Here is a 24,674-nt window from a genome sequence, read left to right on the forward strand (position 1 = left end):
AATGGCCGTCACGGAAGAGAAAGTCTATCGATATCGAGTCGGGGCTGCCTTCGAACGGGTGGGCTCTAGCCTGGAAAGTCAGGACGTGGCAGAAGCAATGTCGAAACGGCGCGGGATCTGGATTTCTTCAGATGCTGAAGACCTTACTAAGCAATTGACACAAATATCCCCCAAAGACACTTGGAATCGCTTATTGCTGCTCACTCCAGACATCGACAAAGCGCGTCTCGAGCTTCTAGGCGTTTATTTTCGTTCGATTGTCAGCCCTGCAAAAGGCATCAAACTCCTAGAATCTGAAGAGCTAGCGGAGGTACTCGCTGCCGATCGACCGGAGGACTACTTTATTGGCGGTCTAGTAGACTTTGCCGATGAGTCCCTCATACTCTACAGAGGAAATCTCGAACCTCTAGTCATTCCATTTGACTGGTTTCACACTACTCCACAGGGCTTGCAGCCTGATTTCCATCAATTTACAGTTACAGATTTCGGACAAACTATCAATCTCGGTGACTATGAAGCCGCTAGCGATGCCATTCTCTACGAATTCTCACGTGATGCCCGCAAGCGGATGAAATCTCGTGCGCTGGCCTCAGATGATTCACTCGGTGCTGCCATTCGCAGACTTCGGCTCCAAAAAAATCTATCCCTCAAAGACTTTCCCAATGTGAGTGAAAAAACACTCGGGCGCATTGAACGCGGCGAGGTTGAGGCTCCTCACCAGGAAACGATTGCCAACATAGCTTTACATCTGGGCGTATCTCCAGAGGAGCTCGAATCCTACTAGCCCGATCCTACTGACAGCGCTCGTGCCCTCTATCCTTTCGCCCCTCGCACTTCATGGCTAAATCCTGCATGGTGGTCGGCACCTCCTCCAATGTCGGCAAGTCATTGGTGGTGGCAGCTCTCTGTCGCATCTTCAAGCAAGACGGCTGGTCCGTCGCGCCGTTCAAGGCACAGAACATGTCTTTAAACGCCTATGTAACGCCAGATGGGGGGGAGATTGGCTACGCACAGGCACTGCAGGCATGGGCAGCAGGAGTGCCGCCCCGGGTAGAAATGAACCCGATTCTGCTCAAACCGCAGGGGAATATGACCTCGCAAATTATCTTGAACGGCCATCCGGTCGGCACCTATCGGGCGGGGGATTATTACGAAACCTTTTTCGATCGCGGCTGGCAAGCGGTGCGAGACACGTTGGACCGGCTGAGTCCAGAGTATGACTGGCTAATTTGCGAAGGGGCAGGCAGTCCGGCGGAGATGAACCTGCACCATCGCGATTTGACCAATATGCGGGTGGCGAAGTACTTGCAAGCGCCTACCCTGCTGGTGGCGGATATCGATCGCGGTGGGGCTTTGGCCCATGTCGTAGGCACCTTGCAGGTATTGCCCGAAGAGGAGCGCCAGCTCTTTGCAGGCATTGTCATCAACAAATTTCGAGGTGTCCTCGATCTGCTGCAACCGGGATTGGATTGGCTGGAAGAATATACGGGGCTGCCAGTGGTGGGCGTCTTGCCTTGGCTGGACTTTGCCTTGCCAGCTGAGGACTCTATGAGCTTGTTCGAGCAGCGGGGCAGCAAGCGAACGGCCCAGATCGAGATTGCCGTCATTCGCTTGCCACACATTGCCAACTTCACCGATTTCGATCCGCTAGCTGCCGAACCGACGGTGCGGGTGCGCTTTGTGGGTTTGAACGAATCCTTAGGGTCTCCAGATGTGGCGATCTTGCCGGGGAGTAAAGCGACCATTGCCGATTTAATGGCACTGCAGGAATCGGGCATGGCCGAGCAACTACAGAGGTTCTCGGGGGCGATCGCCGGCATCTGTGGAGGGATGCAGATGTTGGGGCAGGCGATCGCCGATCCGGCCGGCTATGAAGGGCCGAGCGGCAAGTTTCGGGGCTTGGGATTGCTGCCGCTGGAGACGCAGTTAACGGGGGAAAAGGTGACTCGCCAAGTGAGTACGAGCGATCGCTGGTTGGGAGAGTCGCCCATTCTCGGCTACGAAATTCATCAAGGGCGAACGACGTTTGGTCATTCTGCTCGCAGGATGTTCGAGCGCGACGATCTCGGCTGCGTGTCAGCCGACGATCGCGTTTGGGGCAGTTACCTGCACGGTCTTTTCGACAACCACGCTTGGCGCAGGCAGTGGCTCAACCGCCTGCGGATGGCCAAAAGCTTGCGCCCGCTGCCCGAATTGGCAGGCCATTACAGTGAGGATCGCGATCGCCTGCTCGATCGCTTGGCAGAAATCTGGCGACCCCAGCTCGATCTGAAGGTGTTAGGCTATCATTCCAAACTTACCTAAACCTCGAACTCCGCCGGGGATCGAAGGGGGTGGGAACGAGCACAAACTTTTCCGCGATTCGGTCGTAGATCCGCTCGGCTAGCAAAACATTGGCCCCATCCGTCAAACTCGTTGGCCCCTGGAAGGCTTGCCCGTCAAAATTGTCGTACAACCCCGACAAGTTCACCACCGAGGCATTGGCAGATGCTTGCGCTGCCTGGTTCGCTGCATCCATCAAGCGGCGATACAGCTGTGGCATGCGATCGCTGTAGTCTTCCCCCAGATTCTGCACAATTGCCGTCTCCTCGATCGTCATAGCCGAGGGATTGCGCCCCATAATTTCGGGCTGCACCCCAATCAGCATCAAGCTACCCGCCCCCGAATTGAGCCGCACCATCTGCAATAAATGGTTGCGATAGCGCTCTATCCGCCGAGTGAGCTCGGCATCGTCTGGCGGCAAACTGTCAGCCAAAGTGCTGTCAGGATCGACCCCCATGACATTCAGCGCTTGGAGCGACTGCTGCTGTTCGACTTCCTGCTGGGCTTGCAAGAAATAGTGCTTGAAACTGCGCACCAAGAGCAGTCGATCGAACCACTCCTTAGCCTCGCTCGCAGCCACTTCTTTGAGGTTGACTTCTTCCGCTGGAATCGCCAAATCGTCTAAACCCGGCACGTCTGCACCGGCGAGATCGCCCGGTAAAAATAGATCTGCATATCCATTCAGCACCACGATCACGTCAGGCTGATAGGCCAAAATTTGCTGGGCCAATAGGGCTAATTCATTCCCCGAGGCATACCCCGGAACGGCGGCATTAATGACGCGATAGTTGCCTTCTTTAATGCGGGGAGGACGAGCCAACACCACCTGCACGCGATCGGCAAAAAACGGCAGCATATCCGGCTGAAAGGAATCGGGATTGGCCTGCTGCTGGGCGACGCGATCGTTCAGTTGGGCCTCTAGCTGTTCCGAAAAGGTGGCTGCATTGTTGGAGCTCAACTGGCCAAAGGCAGCTGACCCCCCCAATACCGCAATCCGAATTTCGTCAGCGGGCTTATTGACAGAAATGGGCTCGATATCCCGAAAACCGCTTTCGTTAATCGCCCAATAATTGCTGTTGGTGTTGGCTTGCAGGGCATAACCCAGTAACGGAGTGCGGACCGCCATCAGATCGCCGTTCGGGCGATCGCTGTCGAAGACGTAGCCAGACTGACTGAGGAAACTGAGTCGATAGGAGCGGGTCAACTCCGGTTCGTCCGAGCCCTGCCCTTCAAATGCTTCGGCAAATCCAGTTGCATCGGCCAGAGCCCGGACTAAAAACTCCAAGCCTACCGGAATGCCGACAATCAGGAGCAGGATGGCAAGCAACCGCATTAGGAACCCAGAGCGGCGACGCTTGCGTCGGTACTCGTACATGCGTGACAACCTCATAACTCAACACCCTGAAGGGATCTTGACAGCTTGCGATACGGTTCTCCGAGCTAGCTGGCGCACCATCCATTCAGTCACCCCCCAGTGTGTGCCAGGCTGTCGCGGGATGCAACTTTCCCAGTCGAGATCGCAGACTGCTACTATAGCCTCCGACCTAAAATGAGCAAATCTCGCTCGATGCCATCAAACTGGGCAACTGCTGGCAAATGCCCCCACTGCTCGAACCCGAACTGTTGGAACAATTGCAAGCTGGGCAAGTTACGGGCAAAAATAAACCCCAATAACGCGCGCAACCCCAAGGCTGGCGATCGCGCGATCGCTTCTCTCAACAAAAAGCTCCCGACCCCTTGACGGCGGTAGGTAGGGGCGACGTAAATGCTCACCTCTGCCGTCGCTCGATAGGCGGGTCGGCCATAAAAGACCTGAAAACTCAGCCACCCCACCACCCGCTGCGGCTCTCTATCGATAACCCACAGGGGCAAGCGATCGCTGGAATGAGCGCGAAACCACTCCAAGCGACTCTCCACCGTTACGGGCTCGGTATCGGCGGTGACGCTCCGACTGGGAATGGTGGAATTGTAGATCTCCACAATCGCGGGCAGATCCTCAATCGTCGCAGATCTCAGTTGCACAGCTTACTCAGCCCGCTGGTGGCGCTCAGCGGCGGCGGGGGCAATTGACAGTAACTCAACGATTTCCACCAGGATGCGATCCCCTGCAATCGGATGAATCCATTGGGCGGCCAATTCGGCAAAGCGATCTGCGTCGTCGCCCGTGATGCAAAAGCGCGTCGAGGGGGAATTGCCACGGGCGCGCAGGCCGAGGAATTCCAATTCGCGCTTCACTGCTGTGGCTAAGGAAACGGCTGGGTCGATCCAGCAGACGGAGGGGGGCAATACTTGGCGGATGGCCGCTTCGATCAGGGGGTAGTGGGTACAGCCAGAAATGAGCGTGTCGATGCGACGCTCCAAGAGCGGTTGTAAGTACTCTCGCACGGCGGCATGGAGGGCAGGACTGTCCATCTGTCCCGCCTCAATCAGGGGCACAAAATCGGGACAGGCCACCTCCCAACATTCCAGCTCGTTATTAATTTCGAGGATGGCATCTCGATAGGCGTGGCTGTTGACAGTGGCTTGCGTGGCGATCGCCCCAATGCGCTGCCCTCGTTTCACGGCGGCCCTCGCCCCCGGTAGAATCAACCCCAACATGGGAACGTCAAATTCGTGCCGCACCTGTTCTAACGCCAAGGCAGAGCTGGTGTTGCAAGCCATCACAATGGCCTTGACCGGCTGCTGCACCATCCAGTTCGAAATTTCGCGCACGCTTTGCAAAATCTCTGCGGGCGATCGCCCGCCGTAGGGCAAGCGCGCCGTGTCGCCCAAATAAACAAACGATTCGCGAGGGAGCTGCCGTCGCAACTCTCGCCAAACCGTCAACCCACCAACACCACTGTCAAACACGCCAATTGGCAACGTCGATGCAACAGAACCCACGATAGTCGAACGCTCCTCAATATGGCGAATGTACGGGTTTGCTTGCGTGCAACCAGCTACGCGGGATTAGCGATGCCAAACCTGCCGCACTAGCCTTACAGTTGGTAGGTTGCCCACTTGCACGGGTGAGGGTGAAGTGAGAATGATAAGCACCAGTGTAAGTGTAGAGTAAATCTCTACCGAAGGAATATCCTGCTCTTCGGGTTTTGGCAATACCAGTCTGGCTAAGTCCTTTACATCTGAGAAATTGAGGGCGACTCCGGTGCGATCTCCACCCGAAATCGCGCCTAGCTGGCTAGATAACACGTCAGTTCGATCGGAGTCTGTCCCCTTACCCCTACGCTCCCGCTAAGCGTGGCATCAACCATAACTTGGGGCCAGAGGAACAAAATCCAGCCAAGATTTGCGGCTGTTTCTCCCCTCTCCCCAGGGAGAGGGGCTGGGGGTGAGGGCAATGCAGCGCTATCGAACTCAGATAGATAACAGGTGAGTTGCTTGCCTTGCGCGATCGCGCAGTCAGCGTGGCGTCCATCCTCTCCATCTCTTGCTCGCCCTAGCTTTGGGGTTTACGCGATCGCAGCTCCCCCCGCCTTCTATCCCAACCTATTCTGGAGGCAACTGGTGATGACAAGGAACGACCTATGAACGCTCTCAAATCTGGTTTAGCTGCTGCCCTGTTAACTGTTGGCACCGCCACGCTGGCGATCGCCCCGGCAGCTCACGCTGGCGGTATTCTGCGGGATACGGCATTTGGAGCAGGCGGCAACGCGATCGTCGGCGGAGTTTTAGGCAATGGCCGGTTGTTGGAAAATGCGATCGGCGGAGCGGCGGCAGGGGCTGCCGTCAGTGTGACCCGCAGTGAATCGAGAACGGGCGTCGGAAGCGTTTTGCAGGATGCAGCGGTTGGGGCAGCAGCCAGCACGGTGACAGGGGCGATTTTAGACAATGGCGATCCGCTGCAGAATGCCTTAGGTGGAGCTGCTTCAGGTGTGTTGATTAACGTGACTCAAGATGTCAACCTGTTCTAGGTGCCTGCGATTTAGAGTTTGAATCCCGAATTGATGGGGCTGAGACACATCTATTGCTGTCTCAGTCCTTTTTTAGACATATCAGTCTCTTCACGAGATGTGAACTTGCCAGGTTTGCGGCTGTACAGACTAACGAGGGGTAGGAAGGGGATCCGATTGGTTAGAGTTTCTGGTAATTGATGTATTATTTTCTAATTTGACGGCAAGGATGTATTCGATCTGACTAATTGTAGGGGTGTAGCCTTCATGCTGATAAGAGGCGATCGCTTTGAGCTACCATCGAAAATGCTCCCTAGCCAACGGTTTTGACATGAAAGCTGCCACGCATGTTATTCATAGTGACCCTGACATCTTGGGGGGAATTCCAGTTTTCGTAGGCACTCGCGTACCCGTAAAAACCTTGCTCGACTACCTCGAGGCAGGCGATCCGCTAGACGAGTTTCTAGATCATTTTCCGAGCGTTAGGCGCGAGCAAGCCATAGCTGTGCTTGAATTAGCCAAAAAGATGTTGACTACTTATGCGAATCCTGCTTGACGAGTGTGTTCTGAGACCTCTAAAGCGCGAGCTCAGCAACTATGACATACGAACGGTTGTGGAGATGGGGTGGTCGGGCAAGACGAACGGCGAGCTCTTGCAGCTGATGGCACAGGCAGACTTGACAATTTTGCTAACTACCGATCGGAATTTGCAATATCAGCAAAATTTTCAGCAGGCTCGTGTTGCAATCGTTGTTCTGATTGCGCCGAGTAACCGAATTCCTGACTTAGTTCCGCTAATTCCCAAGGCTCGTCATGTTTTGGAGACTATTTCTGTGGGTGAAGTGGTTGAGGTGGGTAGATCTTGAGGGCCAGACTGCATGAGTCCTGAATTGATAAGGGTATGAGGCATTGAAGCCTTTGCTCTGCGGACACTCGATCCTGACTTCTAAAGCATTGCCAAAAAGGTAAGGGCTCCCAATTGGGAGCCCTCGATCGCCCTAATTCGCATTGAGAAATTAAATCTTGCGAGAGTAGTACTCAACCACTAATAGCTCGTTCACCGGAGCACACACCGCTTCGCGGGGGGGGAGCTCTTTAATCTTGCCCTTGAGGGCATCTTTATCGAACTCTAGATAGTCGGGCAAAAACAAGCCGGGATATTCAGCATAATCCGCTATCAGCTTACGAGATTTAGTATTGTCGCGCACGGTGATGACATCGCCCGCCTTACATTCGTAGCTAGGAATGGAGACCTTACGGCCATTGACGCAGATATGACCGTGGTTAACTGCCTGACGGGCAGCGGGAATGGTGGGTGCCATGCCGAGACGAAAGGCGATGCAATCTAAACGCATCTCCAGCATCTGCAGCAGCGCCAAACCAGTGGAGCCTTTAGAGCGACGAGCGCGCTTCATGTAGCGCACCATCTGCTTTTCAGTGACGCCGTAATTGAACCGAACCTTTTGCTTTTCTTCCAGACGGATGGCATATTCCGACTTCTTCTTGCGGGCTGCGCCGTGAACGCCAGGGGGGTTGGTGTTTTTGGGACGCTTGCGCGTCAATCCGGGCAAATCGAGGCCGCCAAAGCGACGAACGACCTTCAGGCGCGGGCCTGTGAAGCGGGACATGCAGTTTTCTCCAGAGCGATAGATAGCCGCGCATCGAGCAGCGATCTACTATAATACTTGCCCCGAGCCAAACCGTACAGGTGGATGGCAAAAATTAGATTCGTTATGCTCGAATAGTTGTCGTATCGCTGGATATTAGGATTTTTGCAATGACTTCCTTTGGGATGCGTTGGGGGCGATCGCTCGTGACGATCGCGATCGCCTTTGGCTTGTTATTTGGGGGGGCGAGCCTCGCGATCGCCGCTCCCGAACCTTTACTGGTTTCTCAGGTAACCTTGCCCCAGCTCAATAGGGAGCCCGATACCTCCCAGCGCAATTCTAATTTTGTGACCGAAGCCGTTCGCAAGGTGGGGCCTGCAGTCGTGCGTATCGATACAGAACGTACAGTAGTGCGATCGTTCCGGTCTCCCTTCGATTCCTTCGCTCGCGATCCGTTTTTCCAAGACTTCTTTGGCGATGAATTTTTCCCCGAACCGCGCCAGCAGGAATTTCACACTCAGGGGCAGGGGTCTGGGTTCATTGTCGATCGCGACGGCATTGTGGTGACCAATGCACACGTTGTCAGCGAAGCAGATACGGTCGCGGTCAAGCTGCAGGATGGCCGCGTGTTTGACGGAACGGTGCGCGGTGTTGACGAAGTGCTGGATTTAGCGGTGATTAAAATTGACGGTCGCGATTTACCTGTGGTGCCGCTGGGAGATTCCAGTACTTTGCAGGTGGGGGATTGGGCGATCGCCTTGGGCAATCCGCTCGGTCTGGACAGCACTGTTACCCTCGGCATTGTCAGCACCCTCAATCGCTCCAGTGCAGAGGTGGGGATTGTGGATAAGCGACTGAACTTCATCCAAACCGATGCCGCGATTAACCCCGGCAATTCTGGCGGACCGTTATTAAACGAGCGGGGCGAAGTTATCGGCATCAACACTGCTATCCGCGCCAACGCTCAGGGCATTGGTTTTGCCATTCCCATCAACATCGAGCGAGAGGTGCAAGCTCGGTTGGTGCGAGGGGAAACGATTCCCCATCCCTATATCGGGGTGCAGATGGTAACGCTAACACCCGAGTTGCGCGATCGCTTTAATAGCGATCCCAACAGCGGTCTCTATGTGGGGCAGGACAGCGGCGTACTGGTGGTTCAGGTGGTGCCCAATTCGCCTGCCGAGGCAGCGGGGATTCGTGCTGGGGATGTCATCCTGCGAGTCAATTCCAATTCCATCGCAACGGCTTCGGAGTTACAGGAGGCCGTGGAGGCCACGAGTGTGGGCGGCACGTTAAAGGTGGAAGTGGAACGAGGCGATCGCCGAGAGGTGTTGCGGGTGCGCACTGCCGATCTGGTGGCCTCGCGCTAAATCTATGGGGGACAGGGAGCGATCGAGGTGATACGATAGCCGCGCAGAAAAACGCTCTCGTGCATGCATAACTCCCCTCCCCCGATATCAATTTCTCAGACAGATTCTGCAACCGATTTGGCGATCGCGGGTCCGAGTTTTTCGCTGGTGATTCCGGTTTACAACGAGGAGGAGGGGGTGGCCCAAACTCTCGACGACTTGCACAACGTTCTGGGGGCGGCGCGGTGTCAGTACGAAATTGTGGTGGTGGACGATGGATCGCGCGATCGCACGGCCGAAATTCTCAAGCCCCGCAGCGATATTCGTCTGATCCAGCACGATCGCAATCGCGGCTATGGGGCTGCGTTGAAGACGGGGATTTCTCGCGCTAAATATCCGTTGGTGGCGATTACAGATGCGGACAGTACCTATCCGAGCGATCGCCTGTTGGAGTTGGTGGAGCTGGCGGAGGATGCGGATATGGTGGTGGGGGCCCGTACGGGCGAGAATGTTACCTATTCGACCTTGCGGAAGATTCCTAAGTTTTTTTTGGTGCGGTTTGCCGAGTGGATTGCCAAGCGGCCCATTCCCGATCTGAATAGTGGCATGCGGGTGTTTCGCAAGAGTGCGGTGACGCGATTTCTGAGTGTTTTGCCGGATACGTTTAGCTTTACGACGACGATTACACTGGCGATGCTGACGAATAATTATGTCGTTCGCTATCAACCGATTGATTATTTTCATCGGGCAGGTCGTAGTAAAATTAGGCCGATTCGGGATACGTTGCTGTTTATTCAATTGATTTTGCGAACGGGCGTGTATTTTGCTCCGCTGAGGATCTTTTTACCGATCGCTGGAGTATTTTTTCTCGGTTCTCTGGCGTCTCTCTGGGTTGACCTCTTTATTGCCCGAGACTTGACGGAATCGACGCTGATTTTGTTTGTCACTTCGATTCAGATTGGAATTTTTGCCCTGCTGGCAGACATGATTGATAAACGGACGGGGCGATTTTAGCCAATAGAAAGCGACTATAAGGCGATCGCGAGCATTTGTAATTCTCATGAAGAGAGCGAACGTCCCCTCCACCGCACTAGGGAAACAGTCCTAACCGTATCCATAACTGTCTCGCTGCAAGCTGCTGGAAATGGTTGAACTTGAGACAGGCGATTGTCGCTCGTCCAGTTGGCGTGAGTCCCAGAATCTCCCCGGTATTCGAGTTGGACTGAAAGTGTGCGAGCCACCTATCTTGTCTGGGATGAAATAGATCGGTGCTGACATTCAATTGTGGATCGACGGCTGAAATATTGGTGCCTTTTCGCAGGTTGCAGGAGCGGCAGGCTAAAGCGAGATTGGACAACACGTTCGAGCCGTTTAGCGCAATGGGGATGATGTGTTCCACTTCGAATGGAAAGTTGAAGACTAGCTCCGGGGCACGACAGTATTCACAGCGATGTTCGGCGCGATTGGCAACAGCAGCGTAGTTGGGATTCATCGATCGAGCTGCTGCATTAAATTAGCGCTCCGGGCAGTGGCGGCTTTTAGCTCGGCCTCAGTGAGGTGTTCGAGTTCGGCCTGTAGGGCTGGGGGGAAGGGTTCGGAGCGATCGCGTGCGGCTCTCCAAAGTTGCATCAATTCTGTTAGGCGTTGTTGTTGCACAGCAGTGAAGAGACTGTCGGGTTGAAAGCTTTGAATCAGAATAAAGGGGCTCGCTTCGCTGTATTCGATTTGGGCAGTCAGGGCGTCTAGGGCCTCGCCTGCCGTTTTGCCTGTAGATTGCTTATCTCCAGAGATCGCCCGAAATCTTCTGTTTCCGCTGGAATCTGATTCTGGCAGGATGGCAACGGTTGTCATGGCAGATAAGCGATCGCGCTTTGGCAGTGATGGGTCTATTGTATTTAGCCTCTAGGCTGAAGGCAGTCAATTGCAACGCTAGGGAACACAAACACAATCCATGAGCCGACACCGCCCTAAATCCGATCGCCCCTCCAAGCTCTGCCCCATTTGCGATCGCCCCTTCAGTTGGCGCAAGAAATGGGCGGACTGCTGGGATGAGGTGAAATATTGCTCCGAGCGCTGTCGCCGTCGCCGCAATAACGCCGATCGCCCCTAACACTTCCATCTGACCGGCATCGGAAAAGCTCAGAGCGTTTTCCCCCTACGGACAACCCAATACCTGAATCGTATAAGTATCCTGCACCGTTCCGGTGCCGCCAATCTTCAGATTCACTTCGTAAGGTTGGGCATCGACGCGAGGTTCCCCAGAAAAAACATGCAAATGCTGCTCGGACATGAGGAAATCATCTTCTTCATGGACCAGATCGGCAGTTTTATCTTCATATTTGAGATACATTTCGATATCGTAGTTGCCAATATCCTCCGAAAGCACTGTTGCGACATACCGAGAAAAAGATGCATCCTCAGGCACCAAAAAATCTGTATTCCAATTCGGACCAAACCAAATCCCAAAACTAGTCGGAATCCGACCAGGTGAGGCAGTTTTTGTCACTTCTGTGCCCTCGCCGCCAACCACCTGCAAAGGCGTGCAGCCCGTCGGCATCGGCTCTCCCGTCTCGACCGCAGGCAATCCCTGTTGCACCCGAATGCAGCGGCTATTCAAAGGAAACGTGCTGCAGAGCCTATCCAGTGAGACTCTGATATTAGCGCGTGCGGGCATCGCCGATACACATGCGATCGAAACGGCGATCGCCACACAATAAATCGTCCGCATAACTTCTTTCTCCTAAAGATAGAGATCCACCTGAAGCAGCTCAGCTTCTCTCAGTCAAGCGAGACAACCAATACCCACAAACCAAAAGAGATCTCTTCAAAGGGTAGATCGGGAAAATGTTTTGTATAGAGTTAAGTTGAAATCCTAACAATATAAGACTGCTGTATAAACCTTTAGTTAGAATCGCAGTAAATGCGATCGCTGCTATCTTTTTAACACAGCTAACTACCACGACTGAAGTGAATTTCTTAATTCTTGACTCTTGCCTCTGGCCTCAACCGCCCTCTAGAGGACTACCAGGTAGGAGGAAATGCCTGCCACAAATGAGACCGAGCGATTCAATCGCAATCCACTCCCGGCAGAGCCTCAGGATGCTGCGATCGCTTCGCGACGCGCGCGCCCCAAGCATCCGTCACAATTGGACCCACTAAGCAGGTAACCGTGACGTACAGAATTAAGGCATTAAAAACAGTGCCATCCAACAATCCAGCCTCTCGCGCAAACAAGCCAATCACCAAAATTAACGCCGCCCGCGACATCGTTAACCCAAACGCCACCATCGCCTCGGCTCCCCCATAGCCAAATTGCTGCGCTGCTACCCAGGCCGCTACCCACTTAGACAGCACCGCCCCCACAACGATCGCTGCCGCCAACCCCAAGCTCCCCGGATCGGTCGCCACAATGCGCAGATTGCACAAGACCCCCACCGAGACCAAAAACGCCGGAATAAACAGCCCGTTCCCCAACCCATCTAGCTGCTGCATTAAGTCGCGATCTTGGCAAACGACGCGGTTGAGGGATAGCCCGACAATAAAAGCCCCTACCACCGCATCCACCCCCAGCCATTCAGTCAGCGCCGATACGCCAAACAAACAAGCCAACACAAACGAAATCCGCTCGGCAGACGATTGAGCTTTGCGGGTCAAAAGGCGATCGCCTAACCTCGCCAATCCTATCCAAGCACCAATGGCCAACAATGGTAGCAAGACCAGTAGCCGCACCCACAGCCATATCCCCACCGATCCTGCCACCGCCGCGCTGACGACCGCATACCCCCCTAAAGTCACTGCCGTAGTCACCACCGTCCCCCCTATAGCAACATTGACGCTTTCGAGGCCGGAGATGCCCAACTGCACGGCGATCGGATAGGCCACCAACATGTGCGGCGAATACATCAGCCCCAGCAAAACCGAGCCATACAGCCCTAGATCGGCCCAATATCCCGTGGCTACCCCCGCCACAAACGGCAGTGCGAAGGTCAATCCGCCAAACGCTAGCGATCGCCGTCCTAACTGACCCAAATTGCTCAAATTCATCTGCAATCCTGCCAGCAGCATGACGAACAGCAGCCCTACCCGTTCCAGCAGAATCAGTTGGGGATCTCGCTCCAACAGCCCCAATCCGTGGGTTCCTAATAGAGCTCCCGCCCCGATCGAGAGTACGAGGGAAGGAATGCGTAGCAGACGCGATAGATGGGGGGCGATCGCTGCCAGCAGCAGCACAATCGCTAGCAACAAGACGGGTTGCATCATAGTGAAAGTAGGCTAACCTCCGGGATCGACTTCGGTCGCGAACTAGGGGTAGCACGGCCCCGTTCTCGAATCCACTGGATTGCCATTGGGGGCTGCGATCTCATCGCAGTTGCATCCAGCGATACTTTACTAGCTCAGTTGCGACCAATCCACGGAGTTTGAAAGGACGCGCCCGACAGGATTCGAACCTGTGACCGACCGCTTAGAAGGCGGTTGCTCTATCCGCTGAGCTACGGGCGCTTGTAACTTAGACACTGGGTAAGGGATTGAGCCCTGAAATCGCCTCCACACGAGGGGTTAAGAACGAGGGGTTAAGACAGATCGCCTGTAAGTTCCCTCGCAGTCAGAGAGGCTCGCAGAACCCCACTGAAAGTGGCTGAATATGCCCAAAAACCATCACAATTTACAATACAGGGGAGTGCAGCGAAAATTGTATTGGTTTCAGAAGCCATGGCGTCAGTCAACTAGAGACTTAGAAAGACAAAAGTTAGGCTTAGCATCGGCATCCGAGGAGGGAAATTGTGGCTCAGGGACACTCTACCGCCTCGACCCGGAAGTGCCAAGAGGGAGCCCTATTGGCAGGGGATATCGAGCAAAGTGAGTGCGAATTAAAGTATCGACTCTATGACCCAACATAGCCGCCACCTCGGTCAGGGGGACGCCAGCCTCGATAAGATGGCACAACCCTACTCTTTCCCGTCTTTGTGGCGGCCCGGATTCGCCGACTTGACGAGTCGTTGTACTGAGACGCCCAAACATGCCATTTAACACCTAAACATGCAGCAATAAAAGAACGTCTCCCCTTGCGGGTAAGACGCCGAGACTCTTTATTCCTGGTGGTTACAAGGTTTTTTGCTCCTGCTATGATACATTCCTCGCAGGGATGGGGACCAGATTTAGTAGAATGAGGCCAATAGCGATATCTTCTTCCTGCCAGATGTTGCTGTGATTTCGACTTTTGTTTTAATTAACCCCTATAGCAGCCGGAGATTCCAAACTGTGAGCTTGATTAACGACCTCCTCGAAGTTGCTGACGACGAGTTGCGCTACCCTACGGCGAGCGAGTTGGCAGCCGTCAGAGATTATATGGGCGATGGTGCCCGCCGCCTGCGCATTGCTGAAGTGCTATCGGAAAACCGCAAGAAGATTGTGGACGAGTCTCAGAGACTGCTGTTTGCCAAGCGTCCCGAGTATCGTCAGACGGGAGGCAATGCATCCACTCAGAAGCGTTACAACCAGTGCTTGCGCGATTATGATTGGTATCTGCGTCTGGTCACTTACGGCATCATCGCGGGTGACAAGGGTCCGATCGAGTCGATTGGTCTCGTGGGCGTACGCGAAATGTATAACGCTCTCAACGTACCGATTCCCGGCATGGTAGATGCAATGAAGTTTATGAAGGGCGTTGCCCTCGAACTGTTGAACACTGAAGATATTGCTGTTGCCGAGCCTTACTTCGATTACATCATTACCGCCATGTCTGCCTAGCGAGCGATCGCCGATGGGGTCCCTTACATATCTCTAGATCGATCTCGGAATGGTTTATTTTGAGGTCTATCTAGAGGTGCGCGCATGCGCTAGCCCAATTCTGGGGGAAGGGAAACTCAAGCAAAAACCATTGCTGTGAGTCAGTCGAGTCAACCCCCATACTATTTCTATCGATCGATCGCCCCCAACATGGTAGAGAGAAAGCCAGTCGACGATATCGACCTTGTGGGGCAAATTGCCCGAGGAGAGCGGGCCGCTCTATCGGCGTTATACGGGCATTATGCCGGTGTTGTATATGCCCTTGCCTTCAAAATTTTGGGATCTGTCGAAGAAGCCGAAGAGGTCGTCCTGGATGCGTTCGCACAAGTATGGCGCAGTGCCGAGCAATACGAATCGCAGCGGGGGCGAGTAGATACCTGGCTGTTTACCATCGCCCGCAGCCGTGCCCTCGATCGCCTGCGATCGCGCCAGCGTTCCGCCCGAATTCTCGCATCGGTGCAGGCCGAAGTTAAAGTTTCTGCCCCAACGCAGATCCACAACCCTGCAGACAGCGTAGTACTGAATGAGCGCAGGGAGCGGGTGCAGATAGCCATGCAGCAATTGCCCGACCCGCAGCGGTTGGTCTTGGAGATGGCTTATTTTCAGGGACTGACCCAAGCTGAGATTGCGACTGAGATAGGGAAACCGGTGGGTACAGTGAAAACTCGGGTACGCTTGGGGTTGAGCAAATTGCGAGATGCATTGGGCGGATTGAATGAGTCGCCCTAAAATGGGACGGGATACATAAATCAGTCATGGAACGCGAAACTTTTAACCAACTTGCCACGCTGCATGCGCTCGATTTGCTCGATGGCGAAGGGCAACAGAGGCTGAAGTCTGCGCTGGCTGAATTTCCCGAACTCGCACGGGAGTTAGGTGATTGGAGCGATACTGCAGCGGCGATCGCCTACAGCGCTCCATCAATGCCGCTGCCAGAGCAGCTACAGGAGCGCCTGTTCGAGCGGATCGATCGCAACGGCTTGGAAACCGAGAGATCTCTAGACTTAGCTGAATTGCAACAGTACGCTGCAATGGTTATTTGGGAAGATTACCAACTCGTTCCTGGCGTCAAAATTGGGGCTTATCGGATCGATCGAACAGCCCGCCAAATGGAATGTTTTCTGAGAGCGGAAGCAGCAACCGTTTTCCCCAATCACCGGCATTTTTCCGATGAAGAGATTCTGATTCTGGAAGGAGAATTGGAGGTGGGCGATCGCGTCTATCGGGTCGGCGATCGCGTTGCTGCAGTGGCTGGAACGGCCCACAGACCTAAAACCCAGAGCGGCTGCTTGGTGTTTTTGCGCACCTCCCTAGATAACGAGATTTTAGAGTAATCCTTCTGACTGATGCTCATTTTGACCGAATTTCGCAATTCAGATACGGCGGGGAACCGCTATCAAACCGAGCATTGCTGCTCCCCCCACTAATCCAGCTAGTAAATACTGGAATGTCTGTAACGGAGGAGCGAATAAGCTGGCGAGTCCGACCGCAATCTGGATTCCTCCGCTCGCCAAATACGGTCGCAAAGGCCGATCGACAATGCCATTCAAAAGATGGCCGATTCCCATCAAAAATAGCCAGAAAATACCGAGATATCCCAATAGTCCGGCCAATGTCGCCGTTATGCAGGCCAATCCAGAAATGGCCAAGCCAAACGCGATCGTCAACAGCCACAAGAATCCCGTATAGAGCAGTGAAGGCTGGCGATTTTTAGGCTCTAGCAGGAGCAATCCCATATAACCCAAGCCAATGGCTGAAAGCCCGAGCCACAACCAGTTGATATTGGGAAGCTGGTGGTATTGGGTTGCTACAAATCCTACCGAGACGATCGCAGCCCACAGCAAGTAAGTGCGGCGGCACACGTTCCAGAACGGTTGTACAGTCGAGGTTTTCACAAGCTAATTCCTCTACTCCACCACCACGATGGTGCCTTGCATACTGGGATGGATTTCGCAGAAATAAGCCTGAACTCCCGCAACCGGAAACTCCACAATCTGGCTTTGGCCGCGACGCAACCGCCCCGTACCCATAAATTGCGACCCTGCTTCAGGTGTGGCGGTATGGGGGGCCGCATCCATATTCACGAACGTAACCCAACCTCCCTTTTGCAAGGTGACTGAAGCCGGTTTGAACTGGAACCCCCGAATCTCCACCGTGGCTTCTGCTAAAGCCTCGTTCGTTTGGGCAAAAGTGGGAGATGAACTGGGGCTAATAGATAGCGCAATCGCTGTCAGGATAATGGAGGCCGAGGCCCCCGCGATCGCGGGGTGGGCTAACTTGAATAGTCGTTTCATCATTCGAGTCCTAAAGTGTTTCGTTGACAAGAGAATTTCCAGTCCGGGCAAGGGCAGCACCCGAGCCATTCGATCCGCCGGTGCTGCCAAATGGATGCCTCAAATTTTAAGAATCCAGCGATCGCGGGTGTCTGCACTGAGAAAAGCCGCCGGAACAAACGCGATAGTTGGATCGAGCGTGCGGAGGATAGCGCGAATCGCCGTAGCATGGGCGGATTCGTCAGGGGCAATCGTGGCTGCCGCCGCCAACAGACCGGGGGTTTTGAGCTGACTGAAGGCATCGCCATAAGCCAGTGTGGCATCCACCTCCAAGGCCAGCGCTAGCTTGGCGATGTTGGCATCCGAATCGAGATTGCCCTCCCTCGCCGAGATATAGCTGGAGAGATCGTAGCTATCTCGAGCCGCAGAGGGAGTTCCCCCCAGGCTGCTCACTGCCCCCATCAGGACATCGCGATGCTCTTCGTGATCTCTGAGGTTGCGAGTGGCTAGCGACAGAATCGTTTTGCCGATAACGTTATCGGAGAGTTTGCCAGCAGCCACCGCATAGGCCCAGATTGCCTGGTGTTCGAGGTCGATGGCTGCGTTCAAAATGGGAATATCGTCATTCGACTGGGCTGCACTGGGGCGGGAGGATAAACCGGCCAGCCCGAGGGCTGTGCCCAAGCTCGCGATCGCGCCAGCCGTTAAGATACTGCGGCGGGAGGAAGGCCGCTGGGGATTGGGTCATAGGGGAGTGGGGAATTGACGCTTTTTCACGGGATCGATCTCCTGCGGTGAATGCATTGCCAGCTCGTCAATGGCAGTTCGCACAGTGGTCTGAGATCGGACGACCTCGACCTAATTGCCAAAATGAAGACTTATCTGGCGTTCTGTAGAGGTCTACGCCAGAAGTGAGAGATTGGATCTCTCATCTGCAAAAAAGTTTGGTTGGCGCTCGCCGCCGACCAGAGCAATTCGCACCGACCGGTGTTGACAGTTCCGAGGCATTGAATCCTTTGAATGCCGAATCCTTGGCATGCCGAATAGTGGCGAGCAATCAGCCGCAATTTCTATAGCTTGAGTCGAACGGGGGTACGGTTCGACTTCACTTGATAGTCGACGGGCTCTAGCAAAGATTGGCCGGTCATCTCGGAGGGTTGGGGAACCTGCAAAATCTCCAAAATGGTTGGGGCCACATCCGCCAAACAGCCACCTTCGCGTAGGTGAACGTCATTGCCTCGCCCTTCAATCTTGCAACCCTCCCCTTCCACCAAAATAAAGGGCACGGGATTGGTGGTATGGGCAGTCCAGGGCCGATGCTCCTCATCCCACATCAGCTCGGCATTGCCGTGGTCCGCCAAAATCAACGCACTTCCCCCCACCGTAACCGTGGCAGAGAGCAAGCGCCCCAAGCAGGTATCGACCGTTTCGATCGCCTTCACCGTTGCCTCGTAATTGCCGGTATGGCCCACCATATCGGGGTTGGCATAGTTGAGCACCACCAGGGAATACTGCCGCTGAGAAATCGCCTCGACGGCGCGATCGGTCACCTGCTTGGCCGACATCTCCGGTTGCTTATCGTAAGTGGTAACCATCGGACTGGGGATTAAATCCCGATCTTCTCCCTCAAACGGCTGTTCGATGCCGCCATTAAAGAAGTAGGTGACGTGAGCGTATTTTTCAGTCTCGGCAATGCGAAACTGCTTTAAACCCCTTTCGCTAATCACCTGTCCCAAGATCTTGTCTAAATTCTGGGGTTCGAAAACCACGCCAACCGGCAATCCCGCTTCGTATTGGGTCATCGTGACCACATCGAGCGGATCGATCCAATCGCGCTCGAACTCAGCAAAGTCTGGTAGCACCAAGGCTTGAGTCAATTGCCGAGACCGATCGGGCCGGAAGTTTAGCACAATCAGGCCGTCCCCAGGCTCCACCGCCCCCGCTGCCAGTCGCACGGGCTCGATAAATTCGTCAGTGATGCCATCGGCATAAGATTGCTTCAATACCTGTACCGCCGCTTGGCCGTTGCCCGAGCCAGCCTCAGTCATAACTCGATACATTTTCTCAGTGCGATCCCAACGGCGATCGCGATCCATCGCGTAATAGCGGCCGCCAATCGTAGCTAGAGTGCCGCCACTGGCTTCGAGCTTGGTTTCTAGCTCGGCTAAAAACTGAATGCCTGTTTGTGGGGGAGTGTCGCGACCATCGGTAATGGCGTGGACGCAGTGGGGTAACTGTCGCTGACTCGCCATATCCAATAACGCAAATAAATGCTGAATGTGGGAATGGACGCCCCCATCCGAGCACAGCCCTACGAGGTGCAGCTTGCTCCCTCGCTCTTTGACTGCCTGACACAGCCGCACAATCGGTTCGCGCTGGCCCAGTTCGCCAGTCTCAGCCGCATCAGAAATTCTGACTAACTCTTGGGGCACCACCCGACCCGAACCTAGGCTGAGATGGCCGACTTCCGAATTGCCCATTTGCCCCTCTGGCAAGCCCACAGCTTTTCCAGACGTAGCAATCGTGGTGTGGGGATAGGTTGCCCACAAACTATCGACAATGGGAGTGCGAGCATTGAGAATCGCATTTCCACTATCAGAAGTCCGGAATCCCCAGCCATCAAGAATAATCAGAACTACTGGAGAAACAGGTCGATCCGTCATACTCTATATATCCTCTGCGAGGGCTGGACAAATAATAACATTTCGCCGATCCGAGCCAGATTCCGACGAACTGTATTCTAGATCGCATAGGAGTAACTGAACAGTTACCGAAACAATAGCTAGCGCAATCCCCTAGCATCCCGTTCTTTTAGGCATCTTGCTTCTCAATGCGGTTTGCAAATCTGAAAATATACGCGTTTTCCGATAGGATAAAAAACGGCTTTGTAATCTAGAAAACTTTCAGACGATTTTCTAACTTCAAGTGACAATTGGAACCTTGGAATGGCTAATTTACAATTGCGGGTCTACGTTCCTCCCCATCCGCTGATCGAGCACTGGCTGGCGATCGCCAGGGATGTCGATACCCCCATGCCCCTGTTTCGAACGGCGATCGGCGAACTCAGCCACTGGCTGACCTACGAGGCGACGCGGGAATGGCTGCCGACCCAAGCCATCCAGGTTCAAACCCCCTTAGCCCCTTGCGACGCTAAAGTGATTGATGCCAGCCAGCCGATCGCGATCGTCCCCATCTTGCGGGCGGGCTTAGCCATGCTCGACAGGTGTCAGGCGATTTTATCCAACGCCCGAGTCTACCACTTGGGCTTTAAGCGCAACGAAGAAACGCTAGAAGCATCCTGCTATCTGAATGCCTTCCCGCCCCAGTTTGAAGCCAACACCCGCGTTGTCGTTACCGAGCCCATGTTGGCGACTGGCGGCACCATGGTCCAAACCTTGCAGGAGCTAGATAAGCGCGGTGTCGATATCAGCTTAGTTAGAGTGCTCTCCATTCTGGCTGCAGCCCCTGCCCTACAACGAATTGGAGAGCAGTATCCCAGTCTGCAAATTTATACGGCGATGATTGACGAACACCTCGACGACCGGGCCTACATTGTGCCGGGGTTGGGGGATGCAGGCGATCGCGCCTTCGGTACTGAAGACTAGGAAGCCGCACCGTTTAAGAACTACTAAAAGCGCCCCCAGCTCGGAGGCGCTTTTACAGTCAAGCAATTTTTCAGCTCATTGAAGTGGCCTCAATTAAGCGTCAAGAGAAGGCGCAACCAACGCAACAGGGGTCGCTTCGCCGGAGGCCAAGTCGAGGGGGAAGTTGTGAGCGTTGCGCTCGTGCATCACTTCCATACCCAAGTTAGCCCGATTGATCACGTCAGCCCAAGTGGCCACACCGCGACCGCCAGCATCCACAATCGACTGGTTGAAGTTAAACCCGTTCAGGTTAAAGGCCATCGTGCAAACGCCAACACCCGTCAGCCAGATGCAAACCACCGGCCAAGCACCCAAGAAGAAGTGCAGAGAACGGCTGTTGTTGAAGGAAGCATATTGGAAGATCAAGCGACCGAAGTAACCGTGGGCAGCCACGATGTTATAGGTCTCTTCTTCCTGACCGAACTTATAACCAGCATTCTGAGACTCTTCTTCAGAGGTCTCGCGAATCAGAGAGGAGGTCACCAGAGAACCGTGCATGGCAGAGAACAGAGAACCGCCAAATACGCCTGCCACACCAAACATGTGGAAGGGGTGCATGAGGATATTGTGCTCGGCCTGGAACACCAGCATGAAGTTGAAGGTGCCGGAAATCCCTAGGGGCAAACCATCAGAGAAAGAACCCTGACCGATGGGGTAAACCATCAGCACAGACAGAGCCGCAATCACAGGCGCAGAGTAAGCTACGCAGATCCAAGGACGCATGCCCAGACGGTAAGACAGCTCCCACTGACGACCCATCCAGCAGCAGATGGCGATCGTGAAGTGGAACACAATCAACTGGTAGGGACCGCCATTGTAAAGCCACTCATCCATAGAGGCGGCTTCCCAAATGGGATAGAAGTGCAAGCCAATCGCGGCAGATTGAGGAATAACAGCACCAGAAACAATGTTGTTACCGCCAAACAGAGAGCCTTGAACGGGCTCGCGGATGCCATCGATGTCAACAGCAGGTGCGCCAACGAAGGCAATAATGAAGCAAATTGTTGCAGTTAATACAGTGGGAATAAAGAGAACGCCAAACCAACCCACATAGATGCGGTTGTCGACAGAGGTAACCCACTCGCAGAACCGCTCCCATACGCTGCCGCTTTCGCGACGTTGTACTAGAGTTGTCATTTTGAATTACTCCAGGTTATGAAACGAGTACTATATGTGGAATGCTAAGCCAATCGTTACATTTGGTCAATTTAGAAAATGCTTTAGTTGTAGTTCTCAACACTCAAACGCAGACTCAAAAAGACCTGGGACGTTTGCTAAGAAATATTAAAAAAACAGAGCCGCCCCCGTTTGCGGGGGCGGCTCTGTTTGAGAGCGAACTAGTTTTCAGAACCTAACTAAGGGGTCTAATGACTAGGCCTCGATGGAAGGAGCAACCAAAGCTACGGGAGCAGCTTCGCCAGCAGCCAAGTCGAGAGGGAAGTTGTGAGCGTTACGCTCGTGCATGACTTCCATACCCAAGTTAGCCCGGTTGATCACGTCAGCCCAGGTGGCTACACCGCGACCGCCAGCATCCACAATGGACTGGTTGAAGTTGAAACCGTTCAGGTTAAAGGCCATGGTGCTCACGCCCAGAGCGGTACACCAGATGCCCACAACCGGCCAAGCTGCCAAGAAGAAGTGCAGAGAACGGCTGTTGTTAAAGGAAGCGTATTGGAAGATCAAGCGACCGAAGTAACCGTGGGCAGCCACGATGTTGTAGGTCTCTTCTTCCTGACCGAACTTGTAGCCGGAGTTCTGAGACTCTTCTTCAGAGGTCTCGCGGATCAAGGAGGAGGTCACCAAAGAACCGTGCATGGCGGAGAACAAAGAACCACCGAATACACCCGCGACACCCAGCATGTGGAAGGGGTGCATCAGGATGTTGTGCTCGGCTTGGAAGACCAACATGAAGTTGAAGGTACCGGAGATACCCAGAGGCATACCGTCAGAGAAGGAACCCTGACCGATGGGGTAAATCAAGAACACGGCAGAAGCTGCAGCAACGGGGGCAGAGTAGGCCACTGCAATCCAAGGACGCATGCCCAAGCGGTAGGACAGTTCCCACTCGCGGCCCATGTAGCAGGCAACACCGAGCAAGAAGTGCAGCACGACAAGCTGGTAAGGACCGCCGTTGTAGAGCCACTCATCCAGAGAAGCAGCTTCCCAGATGGGGTAGAAGTGCAGGCCGATGGCAGCAGAAGAAGGCACGACTGCGCCAGAGATGATGTTGTTGCCGCCGAACAAAGAGCCTTGAACGGGCTCGCGGATGCCGTCGATGTCAACAGCAGGCGCGCCAACGAAGGCAATGATGTAGCAGGAGGCAGCAGCTAACAGGGTGGGGATCATCAGTACGCCGAACCAACCGATATAGATGCGGTTGTCAGTGGAAGTGATCCACTCGCAGAACTGCTCCCATACGCTGCCACTCTCGCGGCGTTGTACTAGGGTTGTCATTTCAATTACTCCAGAAAAATGAAGTGGTATTACGTAATAAACGTTAACAGTTATGTAAAGCTAAGTCAAGGGCTCGATCTGCCGTTACTCTCTTAATAAGAGCTTTATAGAACCTGAGTTCGATGACTCTGCATGGCCCTCACCCCCGGCCCCTCTCCCAAGTTTGGGAGAGGGGAGAAACAGCCTGAAACCCTCAATCTACCATCCCCTAGCCCCATCCCCCAGAACTAGGGGATGGGGGCCAGACACTTGTCGAACTGACGTTTACAGAAAAAGGATCTTGTGGAGTATAGTCTATTCTTATACGAAAGATAAGGCTTGCTAATATATCAATCATAAGGTTGAAATTGGGTTGGAAATCGGTTGAAAAATTGATTTTTGTTGCAGAACGTAAAGTCTCGGTCGGCTCGTGTTCCGATCTCGTGCAGTCAAAATACTCAGATTGGCAAGGGCGAGATCTCCTTGGTTGTATCTATGGGGTTGTATCTATGGGGTTGTATCTATGGGGTTGTATCCATGGGGTTATATCCATGGGGTTATATCCAACAGAGAAAATGGATGTCTTTATTGCGAAACTGCGCTCTCTCGGCTGAGTAGCTGAAACTCAGACAGAGACAGGTGATGGACGGTGAAGATTGCTCGACGTTGAGGAGAACCCGCATGGCGTATTGCCATACGCGACACTCGCCTGTTAGGATCGGCAACGCAATCCTCGGTAGCTCAGCGGTAGAGCGGTCGACTGTTAATCGATTGGTCGTAAGTTCGAATCTTACCCGGGGAGTTTTCTAGGCTCGGCCTCTGCACCGATATCGGTCTTGCAGAACACTCGATCGCCGCCAAGGAAAAGACCGACTTGACTGAAGTCGGCCCACCTAAAAGAAGAAAATTTGACTGGCGACATTTGACTGCCAATTGCCACGATCGCACTGGCTCAGGGTTTGGTCTTGACAGAGATATCGCCCATCACCTTGGTTTGACAAGCAAGGCGATAGGTGTCGGGCTTGCGTTTGAGCTTGCGCTCTTCTGGGGTCGTGCGAGGGGAGAGGCGATCGCTCCCTTCAATCACATCGACAATACAAGTGCCACATTGGCCTGCGCCGCCACAATTGGTCATCTTGGCGACAAACTTATAGAGATCGATGTCATTCTCAAGCGCGATACGCCGTAGGTTAGCTCCTTCAGCAGTCGTAATATTCTTATCTTCGTTGATAAACTTGATGGTCAGCATTGACATATCCTCGACATATCCTCTTAAGTACGAGCTGCTCGTGGTTCTTCGACACTGCCAAGCGACAGCTCTTGGAAAACCCAAATCAATATTAACTTGTGTTAAGCAAAGCTTGTCGAT

At 53.9% G+C, this 24,674-nt stretch carries 28 protein-coding genes and 2 tRNA genes; 13 read left to right on the forward strand and 17 right to left on the reverse strand.

Annotated features, from left to right (window positions below):
- Position 1 precedes the first annotated feature (1 nt).
- Positions 2–784 carry a helix-turn-helix domain-containing protein gene (locus tag SYN7336_RS23560; RefSeq protein ID WP_017328408.1) on the forward strand — a complete coding sequence of 261 codons (783 nt, stop codon included), beginning with the start codon at positions 2–4 and terminating at the stop codon, positions 782–784.
- A gap of 53 nt (positions 785–837) precedes the next feature.
- On the forward strand, positions 838–2,304 hold the full coding sequence (locus tag SYN7336_RS23565) for a cobyric acid synthase (protein ID WP_038026236.1): 1,467 nt from the start codon (positions 838–840) through the stop codon (positions 2,302–2,304).
- Here the strand turns inward: SYN7336_RS23565 and SYN7336_RS23570 are convergent.
- The 4 genes from SYN7336_RS23570 to SYN7336_RS31400 form a co-directional block, all read right to left on the reverse strand.
- On the reverse strand, positions 2,297–3,712 hold the full coding sequence (locus tag SYN7336_RS23570; RefSeq protein WP_156820306.1) for an SGNH/GDSL hydrolase family protein: 1,416 nt from the start codon (positions 3,710–3,712) through the stop codon (positions 2,297–2,299). The genes SYN7336_RS23565 and SYN7336_RS23570 overlap by 8 nt on opposite strands.
- Before the next feature lie 140 nt (positions 3,713–3,852).
- Complete coding sequence (locus tag SYN7336_RS23575) at positions 3,853–4,344, reverse strand: GNAT family N-acetyltransferase (protein ID WP_017328411.1); 492 nt, start codon at positions 4,342–4,344, stop codon at positions 3,853–3,855.
- 3 nt (positions 4,345–4,347) lie between these two features.
- Positions 4,348–5,205: a glutamate racemase gene (murI, locus tag SYN7336_RS23580; protein ID WP_038026238.1), complete on the reverse strand. Its 858-nt coding sequence runs from the start codon at positions 5,203–5,205 to the stop codon at positions 4,348–4,350.
- A 66-nt stretch (positions 5,206–5,271) separates the two neighbouring features.
- The gene (locus SYN7336_RS31400; RefSeq protein ID WP_156820307.1) at positions 5,272–5,511 is read right to left on the reverse strand and encodes a hypothetical protein; all 240 of its coding nucleotides are present in this window, start codon (positions 5,509–5,511) and stop codon (positions 5,272–5,274) included.
- A gap of 335 nt (positions 5,512–5,846) precedes the next feature.
- Between SYN7336_RS31400 and SYN7336_RS23585 the strand changes: the two genes are divergently transcribed.
- The 3 genes from SYN7336_RS23585 to SYN7336_RS33160 all read left to right on the forward strand — a co-directional run bounded on the left by SYN7336_RS23585 (position 5,847) and on the right by SYN7336_RS33160 (position 7,078).
- Positions 5,847–6,233: a hypothetical protein gene (locus SYN7336_RS23585; protein WP_017328413.1), complete on the forward strand. Its 387-nt coding sequence runs from the start codon at positions 5,847–5,849 to the stop codon at positions 6,231–6,233.
- A gap of 310 nt (positions 6,234–6,543) precedes the next feature.
- Positions 6,544–6,768 carry a DUF433 domain-containing protein gene (locus SYN7336_RS23590; protein WP_026101272.1) on the forward strand — a complete coding sequence of 75 codons (225 nt, stop codon included), beginning with the start codon at positions 6,544–6,546 and terminating at the stop codon, positions 6,766–6,768.
- Complete coding sequence (locus SYN7336_RS33160; RefSeq protein ID WP_026101273.1) at positions 6,752–7,078, forward strand: DUF5615 family PIN-like protein; 327 nt, start codon at positions 6,752–6,754, stop codon at positions 7,076–7,078. Before SYN7336_RS23590 ends, SYN7336_RS33160 begins: the two co-directional genes overlap by 17 nt.
- Positions 7,079–7,228: 150 nt before the next feature.
- On the opposite strand, the gene rpsD is transcribed toward SYN7336_RS33160, so the two are convergent.
- The gene (gene rpsD / locus SYN7336_RS23600; protein WP_017328416.1) at positions 7,229–7,840 is read right to left on the reverse strand and encodes a 30S ribosomal protein S4; all 612 of its coding nucleotides are present in this window, start codon (positions 7,838–7,840) and stop codon (positions 7,229–7,231) included.
- 149 nt (positions 7,841–7,989) lie between these two features.
- Here rpsD and SYN7336_RS23605 point away from each other — a divergent pair, with 149 nt between their 5' ends.
- Both SYN7336_RS23605 and SYN7336_RS23610 read left to right on the forward strand, forming a co-directional pair.
- Positions 7,990–9,189 carry an HhoA/HhoB/HtrA family serine endopeptidase gene (locus SYN7336_RS23605; RefSeq protein ID WP_156820308.1) on the forward strand — a complete coding sequence of 400 codons (1,200 nt, stop codon included), beginning with the start codon at positions 7,990–7,992 and terminating at the stop codon, positions 9,187–9,189.
- Positions 9,190–9,252: 63 nt separating this feature from the next.
- Positions 9,253–10,182 (forward strand): glycosyltransferase family 2 protein, encoded by a 930-nt coding sequence (locus tag SYN7336_RS23610; protein ID WP_017328418.1) that lies wholly within the window; start codon positions 9,253–9,255, stop codon positions 10,180–10,182.
- 76 nt (positions 10,183–10,258) lie between these two features.
- On the opposite strand, the gene SYN7336_RS23615 is transcribed toward SYN7336_RS23610, so the two are convergent.
- Positions 10,259–10,660 carry an HNH endonuclease gene (locus tag SYN7336_RS23615; protein WP_017328419.1) on the reverse strand — a complete coding sequence of 134 codons (402 nt, stop codon included), beginning with the start codon at positions 10,658–10,660 and terminating at the stop codon, positions 10,259–10,261.
- The gene (locus SYN7336_RS23620) at positions 10,657–11,019 is read right to left on the reverse strand and encodes a hypothetical protein (protein ID WP_017328420.1); all 363 of its coding nucleotides are present in this window, start codon (positions 11,017–11,019) and stop codon (positions 10,657–10,659) included. The genes SYN7336_RS23615 and SYN7336_RS23620 overlap by 4 nt, the downstream gene beginning before the upstream one ends.
- A gap of 100 nt (positions 11,020–11,119) precedes the next feature.
- Between SYN7336_RS23620 and SYN7336_RS29425 the strand changes: the two genes are divergently transcribed.
- The gene (locus SYN7336_RS29425) at positions 11,120–11,278 is read left to right on the forward strand and encodes a DUF2256 domain-containing protein (protein WP_017328421.1); all 159 of its coding nucleotides are present in this window, start codon (positions 11,120–11,122) and stop codon (positions 11,276–11,278) included.
- A gap of 45 nt (positions 11,279–11,323) precedes the next feature.
- Here SYN7336_RS29425 and SYN7336_RS27525 read toward each other — a convergent pair whose 3' ends face one another.
- From SYN7336_RS27525 to SYN7336_RS23640, 3 genes are all read right to left on the reverse strand, one after another.
- A complete protein-coding gene (locus SYN7336_RS27525; protein ID WP_156820309.1) occupies positions 11,324–11,896 on the reverse strand; it encodes a hypothetical protein in 573 nt (190 codons plus the stop codon).
- 338 nt (positions 11,897–12,234) lie between these two features.
- On the reverse strand, positions 12,235–13,428 hold the full coding sequence (locus SYN7336_RS23635) for a cation:proton antiporter (protein WP_017328423.1): 1,194 nt from the start codon (positions 13,426–13,428) through the stop codon (positions 12,235–12,237).
- 167 nt (positions 13,429–13,595) lie between these two features.
- A tRNA-Arg gene (locus SYN7336_RS23640) sits at positions 13,596–13,668 on the reverse strand.
- Between the two features lie 759 nt (positions 13,669–14,427).
- On the opposite strand from SYN7336_RS23640, the gene apcD reads away from it, so the two are divergent.
- From apcD to SYN7336_RS23660, 3 genes are all read left to right on the forward strand, one after another.
- Positions 14,428–14,916, forward strand: a complete 489-nt coding sequence (apcD, locus tag SYN7336_RS23645) for an allophycocyanin subunit alpha-B (RefSeq protein ID WP_026101276.1) — start codon at positions 14,428–14,430, stop codon at positions 14,914–14,916.
- 135 nt (positions 14,917–15,051) lie between these two features.
- Positions 15,052–15,684, forward strand: a complete 633-nt coding sequence (locus SYN7336_RS23655; RefSeq protein ID WP_017328426.1) for a sigma-70 family RNA polymerase sigma factor — start codon at positions 15,052–15,054, stop codon at positions 15,682–15,684.
- Between the two features lie 26 nt (positions 15,685–15,710).
- Positions 15,711–16,289 (forward strand): cupin domain-containing protein, encoded by a 579-nt coding sequence (locus SYN7336_RS23660; protein ID WP_017328427.1) that lies wholly within the window; start codon positions 15,711–15,713, stop codon positions 16,287–16,289.
- Between the two features lie 39 nt (positions 16,290–16,328).
- Here SYN7336_RS23660 and SYN7336_RS23665 read toward each other — a convergent pair whose 3' ends face one another.
- From SYN7336_RS23665 to gpmI, 4 genes are all read right to left on the reverse strand, one after another.
- Complete coding sequence (locus SYN7336_RS23665; RefSeq protein ID WP_156820310.1) at positions 16,329–16,850, reverse strand: hypothetical protein; 522 nt, start codon at positions 16,848–16,850, stop codon at positions 16,329–16,331.
- A 12-nt stretch (positions 16,851–16,862) separates the two neighbouring features.
- Positions 16,863–17,249, reverse strand: coding sequence for a plastocyanin/azurin family copper-binding protein (locus tag SYN7336_RS27530; RefSeq protein WP_162139139.1), 387 nt, complete (start codon positions 17,247–17,249; stop codon positions 16,863–16,865).
- A gap of 99 nt (positions 17,250–17,348) precedes the next feature.
- Entirely contained in the window at positions 17,349–17,912 is a 564-nt protein-coding gene (locus SYN7336_RS27535; RefSeq protein ID WP_017328430.1) for a ferritin-like domain-containing protein, read from the reverse strand.
- Between the two features lie 386 nt (positions 17,913–18,298).
- Positions 18,299–19,891 carry a 2,3-bisphosphoglycerate-independent phosphoglycerate mutase gene (gene gpmI / locus SYN7336_RS23680; RefSeq protein WP_017328431.1) on the reverse strand — a complete coding sequence of 531 codons (1,593 nt, stop codon included), beginning with the start codon at positions 19,889–19,891 and terminating at the stop codon, positions 18,299–18,301.
- Between the two features lie 282 nt (positions 19,892–20,173).
- Here gpmI and upp point away from each other — a divergent pair, with 282 nt between their 5' ends.
- Entirely contained in the window at positions 20,174–20,833 is a 660-nt protein-coding gene (gene upp, locus SYN7336_RS23685) for a uracil phosphoribosyltransferase (protein WP_017328432.1), read from the forward strand.
- A gap of 93 nt (positions 20,834–20,926) precedes the next feature.
- Here upp and psbA (SYN7336_RS23690) read toward each other — a convergent pair whose 3' ends face one another.
- Entirely contained in the window at positions 20,927–22,009 is a 1,083-nt protein-coding gene (gene psbA / locus SYN7336_RS23690; RefSeq protein ID WP_017328433.1) for a photosystem II q(b) protein, read from the reverse strand.
- A 234-nt stretch (positions 22,010–22,243) separates the two neighbouring features.
- The gene (gene psbA, locus SYN7336_RS23695; RefSeq protein WP_017328434.1) at positions 22,244–23,326 is read right to left on the reverse strand and encodes a photosystem II q(b) protein; all 1,083 of its coding nucleotides are present in this window, start codon (positions 23,324–23,326) and stop codon (positions 22,244–22,246) included.
- Between the two features lie 709 nt (positions 23,327–24,035).
- Between psbA (SYN7336_RS23695) and SYN7336_RS23700 the strand changes: the two genes are divergently transcribed.
- A tRNA-Asn gene (locus tag SYN7336_RS23700) sits at positions 24,036–24,107 on the forward strand.
- A 150-nt stretch (positions 24,108–24,257) separates the two neighbouring features.
- On the opposite strand, the gene SYN7336_RS23705 is transcribed toward SYN7336_RS23700, so the two are convergent.
- A complete protein-coding gene (locus tag SYN7336_RS23705; protein ID WP_026101278.1) occupies positions 24,258–24,554 on the reverse strand; it encodes a 2Fe-2S iron-sulfur cluster-binding protein in 297 nt (98 codons plus the stop codon).
- Positions 24,555–24,674 lie beyond the last annotated feature (120 nt).

The organism is Synechococcus sp. PCC 7336 (assembly GCF_000332275.1).
Lineage (GTDB): Bacteria > Cyanobacteriota > Cyanobacteriia > Thermostichales > PCC-7336 > PCC-7336.